General features: G+C 74.7%; 2 protein-coding genes. Both read left to right on the forward strand.

From position 1 onward, the window contains the following. Positions 1-318 precede the first annotated feature (318 nt). On the forward strand, positions 319-558 hold the full coding sequence (locus V7E45_RS40105) for a hypothetical protein (RefSeq protein WP_043476900.1): 240 nt from the start codon (positions 319-321) through the stop codon (positions 556-558). Positions 559-562: 4 nt separating this feature from the next. Continuing rightward, the gene (locus V7E45_RS40110; protein ID WP_333779222.1) at positions 563-940 is read left to right on the forward strand and encodes a toxin Doc; all 378 of its coding nucleotides are present in this window, start codon (positions 563-565) and stop codon (positions 938-940) included. Positions 941-1459 lie beyond the last annotated feature (519 nt).

Consider the following 1459-nt stretch of genomic DNA (forward strand, 5'->3'; position numbering starts at 1 on the left):
GGGTCGGGGTGGTCTCGGTGGCGGGGGCGCCGCCGGCGGTCTGCGTGGTCATCGTCGCTCCTGGTCGTTCCTGGTCGTGCCGGCCGCACCAGGCCGTTCCGGTCGCTCCTGGTCGCTCCGGGCCGGCATGGGCCGCGTGGTGGTTCCCCTGGGGCCTCGACGTCGAGTCTGGCGCGTCGGCCGCCGGGCCACCGGCGGGAAACGGACAGGGCCCTCACCCGGCGCCGCCGGTGTGCCGGTCCGCCGCGGGTACCGGGTGAAACGGGTGCTGAACTGGTGATATTTACGCCCGAGTACCCGCGCGGTACCGTGAGGGGCATGCCAGCTCTCAACGTGGAGTTCAGCGAACGCGAGCTAGAGGACCTGCGGCAGATCGCCAAGGAGCGCGGGACGTCGATGAAGGCCCTCGTGCGCGAGGCCGCGGCGGCGGACATCGCCCGGCACCGGGCGCTGCAGGAGGGCGCGGAGGCCTTCCGGAGCTTCTTCACCGCCCACGCCGAGGAGTTCGCGGCCGCGTTCCCCGACGACGAGTCCCCGGCCAGGGGCGAGGCCGCCTGAGCCGATGCCCCCCGCCCTCCATATCGACGTCCCGTGGCTGCTCCAGCGCCACGAGGAGGTCCTGCCCGACCAGCCCACGGTCGACGACTTCTCCGCGCTGGTCGCCGCGGTCGCCCGGCACCGGGTCGACCCGCCCCGGCTCGGCGTGGACTCCGACCCCGCCTGGCGGGCCGCCGCCCTGCTGCACACGCTCGCGGTACTCAAGCCGCTGCCCGCGGCCAACGCGCGCTTCGCCTGCGCGACCGCCGTGGCCTACATGTTCGTCAGCGGCGCGGGCATCGACCCGCCCTACGGCGCGCTGGTCGACCTCGCCCGCGACCTGATGTCCGGCAAGACCGACGTGTACGGCGCCGCCGACCGGCTGCGGTCCTGGCAGATCTGACGCCTCCGCGGCCGCCGGGGGAAGCCGCCGGGGCCGTCGTCGCCCGGGGCGCGCGCCACGGGGGCGGGGCCGCCGGCCGAGGGCGGGAGGAACGGGGCCGGCGGCCGGTTTCGCGCGGGAGAGCCGCCGTTCCGCGCGGGGCCTTCCGAGGGGGCCGGCACCCAGTCCACCACCGGGCCGCACACCCCGGGAACGTGCGCGACGAGCCGGTGGGTGCGCACCCTTCGCACGGGGCGCACGGGGCGCCGCGAGGCGCGGCACCGGGTCGGTACCCGCGTCCGCTTTCCGACTTTCCGTCAACGGCGTCGATGTCGTCCGCGCGCCTTGTTGCGTGTGTGGAAGTTGTGCAAGGGTTTGCACACCCGTGCGGGGGTGATCGCCGGAGTCTTCCGGCAGTTGGGGCACCGGACCGTCGTGGCGCCGGTGAAATTCCCGCTCCCCGCCCGCGACTTCCGGAGAGCCGGACCAACGCTCCGTACGCACAAAGGAATACGTTCAGTGCTCACCCCCCACCCACCC

Origin of the sequence: Streptomyces sp. IBSBF 3136 (genome assembly GCF_036815105.1) — a bacterium.
Lineage (GTDB): Bacteria > Actinomycetota > Actinomycetes > Streptomycetales > Streptomycetaceae > Streptomyces.